Consider the following 4,128-nt stretch of genomic DNA (forward strand, 5'->3'; position numbering starts at 1 on the left):
TCGACCCGGAGACCGGCTGCTTCACGATCTCGTACGCCCCCGGCCTCGGCGTCGAGCTCGACGTGGACGCGGCGGCCGAGTTCCCGCAGCAGCAGGCCCGGTTCGACCTGTGGGCCGACGGCTGGGAGCGGAGGCGGCCGGCGTGACCGCCTCGACCGGCCGGGCGGTCCTCGTCGACCGGCCGGGCTCGCACCGCCTGATCACACGGCCCGTCCCCGCACCCGGGCCGGGCGAGGTACGGGTACGGGTGGCGGCGGCCGGGATGTGCGGGAGCGACCGCGAGCTGTACGAGGGCCGCCGGGCCCCCGGTTACGTGCGCTATCCGGTGGTGCCCGGCCACGAGTGGGCGGGCACCGTCGAGGCGGTGGGACCCGGGGTGGACGGGGCGCTGGTGGGCCGGCCGTGCGTCGCGGAGGGCTTCCGCCCCTGCGGGACGTGCGAACGGTGCCGGGACGGGGAGACGAGTCTGTGCACGGGCGGGTACGCGGAGACCGGTTTCACCGAGCCGGGCGCCTTCGCCGATCACCTGCTGGTCCCGGCGCGGCTGTTGCACCCGCTGCCGGCGGGGGCCGACCTGCGGGCGGCCGCGCTCCTGGAGCCCGCCGCCGTGATCGCCGGGGCGGTACGGGCCGGGCGGCCCCGGCCGGGCGGGCGCATCGCCGTCGTGGGCGCCGGAACCCTCGGGGCGCTCGCCGTCCAGTGGCTCGCCGCCTCCTCCCCCGCCGAGCTGACCGTGATCGATCCGAGCGCCGCCCGGCGCGCGCGGGCCCTCGGTTTCGGGGCGGACCGGGCGCTCGGGCCGGCGGAGGCGGCGGGCGCGGAGGGCCGCTTCGACCTGGTGGTGGAGACGGCCGGGGCGCCGACGACGGCCGCCTCGTCCTGCCGGCTCGCCCGCCGGGGCGGCCGGGTGGTGCTGACCGGGATGTTCACGGAGGGGGCGGCCGGCATCGATCCGGTGCACCTGTCGGTCAGTCAGCTGGAGGTGCGCAGCGTCTTCGGCGCCTCGTCCGCGGCCTGGGCGGACGCGGTCCGCGCCTTCTCCGCCGGTCTGCTCGACCCGGCCGCGCTCGTCACGCACACCTTCCCGCTGGAACGGTTCGGTGAGGCGCTCGCCCTGGTGGGGGGCGGCGATCCGGCGACCGGCAAGGTGCTTCTCGTCCCCTGACGAGGTGACGGAGCCCTTCCGTCGAACGAGCTGCTCCCTCCGGTCCTCACCGTACGGGGGAGTTCGGGTCCGCCGCCGTGGCGCCGGGGCTGCCCGATCCGACCGGCCGCCGGGGCGCGGGGCCCGTGACGACCGTGTCCCGGCCCGCGCGCAGGTCCAGCCGGCGGCTGCCGCCGGGGTGCCGGACGGTGACGGCGGCGTCGCGGGCGGGGCGTACGACGGCCCGGTGACCGGCCGGGGACCAGCTGAGGTCGACGCGGGCGCCGAACCGGGTCCGTACGCCGCTGACGCGGCCCGCCGGCCAGTGGTCGGGCACGGCGGGCAGCAGGACGAGCCGGTCCGGGCGGGACTGGACGAGCGCTTCCAGGACGAGGGCGGGCAGGGCGTGGGCGGCGTCGGCGTTGTAGACGTTCCGGTCCGGATAGTGGGCGCTCATGAGCGAGTCGTGGAAGTAGTCGCCGGTGAGCACCCGGGTGAGCGCCTCCGCCGTGCGGTGGGCGTCACCCAGGCGGGCGGCGACGAGGCCGTGGTGGAGGTGGCCGTGGGCGGAGTCGTTCTCGCTGCCGCGCAGGGCGAGGGCCCGCAGGGCGGCGCGGGCGAGGCCGGGGGTGTCCTCCGGGTCGATCTCGTCCAGCGGCCAGACCGGGTAGAGATGGCTGAGGTGCCGGTGGTCGTAGCGGTCGGCGAGGGCGGGCCACGCCCATTCGGCGAGTGCCCCGTCCTCGTTGACCCGGTAGGGGGGCAGCCGGTCGGCGAGGGCGCGCAGGCGGGCGGCGTGGGCGGGCGGGAGCCGGTCGGCGGCGGCGCGCAGGGCGTGCCGGGCGGCCGCGAGGTCCATGGTGGCGTTGACCGCGCCCCAGCTGCCGCCGCGCGGGCGGTTCTCCGGGGAGTAGGAGGGGACGACGACCAGGTGGCCGTCGGGTCCGGTCCGGGTGAGGAAGTCCTCGTAGAAGGAGGCCAGTTCGGTGAGGACCCCGGTGAGCCAGGGATCGCGCCGGCCGTCGGCCTCCTCCTGGTCGAGCAGGGGTTTGAGCAGCCAGTCCGCGCCCGAGGTCCACAGGTGGAGGGGGTAGGCGCGGCTGAAGTGGTAGGTGTGCCCGCTGACGCCGTCGGTGTGGGAGGGGGCGACGATGCCCCGGGCACCGAAGATCGCCCGCGCGTTGTCCCGCCAGTGGTCCAACTGCCCCCTGATCAGGGCGGCCTGGGCCCGCGTCACCTCGGGCAGGTCCGCGGTGACGGCGGAGGCGGTCTGGAGGTTGAGGTTGGCGTTGGTGGTGAAGGCGCCGGACCAGGCCGTGTCCCAGTCACCGGTCCACAGTCCGGTGAGCCGGGGCGGGAGCATGCCGGAGGAGCAGAGCAGGTGGTGTCGGCCGGCGGCGAAGAGGCGTTCGAGGAGGGCGGGGCTGTGGGGGCGGCGCAGGAGCGCGGAGCCGGGCAGCGCCCGTTCGGCCGGGTCGGCGCGGAGGTCGAGGACGACGCGCCGGTAGGCGGGGCGGTGCAGGGCGGTGTGGCGGGCGAACAGCCGGTGGTGCAGGGCGGCGGGGCCGGGTGAGCGCCGCCCCCGGCCCGCGGCGGTGAGCAGGGCGCGCAGGGCGTCGGCCTCCGTCTCCGGGTCGAGCTCCCCCGTGTGGCGGCGGACCCGGGTGAGCAGCAGGAGGTGGCCGGCGCCCTCGACGCGTACGCCGCGGGGGGTGAGGGTGGTGCGGCCGGAATCGGCGCGGAGCAGGGTGACGCCGGTGTAGCCGAGCGGGCTGTCGGGGTAACGGACCCGCAGGGTCAGCACGGTCTCGCCGGCGGAGCAGGCGGTGCCGCGTGCCACGCCGGCCGCGGCGGGGGCGCCGGGCAGCCGCTCGTCGAGGGTGATCTCGGCGGCGGGGCCGGGGGCGGTGACGTACTGGACGAGGACGTCGTCGGCGCGGGAGACGAAGACCTCCGCGCGGCGCGCGCCGGACACCGAGGTGACGAGGCCGGTGGTGAAGTCGACGGACCGCCGGAAGGGGCCGGCGGAGTGGCCCGGCGGGCGCCGGACGCGGGTCTGGAAGGCGGGGTGGAAGGGCGCGACCCAGCGCAGCGGGCGGCCGTCGGTGAAGTGCTCGGCGGCGGTCGTGTCCCCGGCGAGCAGGGCGTCCTGGAGGGCGGGGAGCGCGGCGGCGAGCCGGGGCGGGTCGGTGTCGCCGGGGGCGTGGTGGGGTCGTACGAGGGTGTGGTGGGTGACGATCACCCGGTCGTCCTCGGGGTCGCCGTGGACCAGGGCGCCGTGGCGTCCGTTGCCGGTGAGGTAGGCGTCCTCCCAGCGGGCGGCGGGCGCCGGTTCCCAGGTGCCGTGGACGGGGCCGCGGGTCACGGGGTGGCCTCCTGGACGGCGGTGCCGAACCGGTCGGGGCGGACGGTCGTCCCGGCGCGCTCGCCCGTGAGCGGGTCGCGGTGGGGGCCGGGCGGGGGGACGGTGCCAGGGTCCCCGGGCCACTGTTCGGGGTTCCGGTCGCCGCCGTACAGGAGCCGGGGCGGGCGGTTCGGGTCGTCGAGGCTCGGCATGGGACTCTTCCGGTAGACGGGGGCGGGGGCGCCGGTCAGCCCTGGGCGGCGCCGGTGAGCACGCCCTTCTTGACGTGCTTCTGGACGAGGGGCGAGAGGACGGCCACGGGCAGCGGGGCGAGGACCATGACGGCCGTCCGGACGGCGAGTCCGGACAGGTTCCGGGTTGTGCCGGCCAGGCCGGGTCCGACGCGGATCTCCCGCTTCCGCGCGAGCTGGACGAGCACGTTCCGCAGCGGCATCACGTCCTGGCCGGTGAGGTGGACGAAGGCGTTGAACCAGGTGCTCCAGCGGCGCCGGCGGCATCGCCCGGCCCCTCCGGGAGCCCGTGCGTCGGTGACGCGCCGACCGGCGTGGGGCGGGCGGGCCGCACACCCGCACAATCGAAGCGCTTCGATTCCGCTGGGAGGACAAGGCGACATCGCGGG

General features: G+C 77.3%; 3 protein-coding genes and 2 pseudogenes. 2 read left to right on the top strand and 3 right to left on the bottom strand.

What is annotated here, in order from left to right; translation table 11 throughout:
- Positions 1 to 146: pseudogene (locus tag RIF68_RS29535) on the top strand (mandelate racemase/muconate lactonizing enzyme family protein); the annotation flags it as partial.
- Entirely contained in the window at positions 143 to 1,165 is a 1,023-nt protein-coding gene (locus tag RIF68_RS29540) for an alcohol dehydrogenase catalytic domain-containing protein (RefSeq protein WP_309054343.1), read from the top strand. The pseudogene RIF68_RS29535 and the gene RIF68_RS29540, both read left to right, overlap by 4 nt.
- A 46-nt stretch (positions 1,166 to 1,211) precedes the next feature.
- Here the strand turns inward: RIF68_RS29540 and RIF68_RS29545 are convergent, their stop codons facing one another.
- From RIF68_RS29545 to RIF68_RS29555, 3 genes and pseudogenes are all read right to left on the bottom strand, one after another.
- Positions 1,212 to 3,509 (bottom strand): glycoside hydrolase N-terminal domain-containing protein, encoded by a 2,298-nt coding sequence (locus tag RIF68_RS29545; RefSeq protein ID WP_309054344.1) that lies wholly within the window; start codon positions 3,507 to 3,509, stop codon positions 1,212 to 1,214.
- Positions 3,506 to 3,700 carry a hypothetical protein gene (locus tag RIF68_RS29550; RefSeq protein ID WP_309054345.1) on the bottom strand — a complete coding sequence of 65 codons (195 nt, stop codon included), beginning with the start codon at positions 3,698 to 3,700 and terminating at the stop codon, positions 3,506 to 3,508. Before RIF68_RS29550 ends, RIF68_RS29545 begins: the two co-directional genes overlap by 4 nt.
- Before the next feature lie 35 nt (positions 3,701 to 3,735).
- Positions 3,736 to 4,128 (bottom strand): annotated as a pseudogene (locus RIF68_RS29555) (hypothetical protein); the annotation flags it as partial.

It is taken from the genome of Streptomyces sp. (assembly GCF_031178505.1).
GTDB classification, from domain to species: Bacteria; Actinomycetota; Actinomycetes; order Streptomycetales; family Streptomycetaceae; genus Streptomyces; species Streptomyces gulbargensis.

Coding starts and splice junctions, on each gene's coding strand:
- RIF68_RS29550 (WP_309054345.1), bottom strand. CDS start 3,700: ATGCCGAGCCTCGACGACCCGAACCGCCCGCCCCGGCTCCTGTACGGC.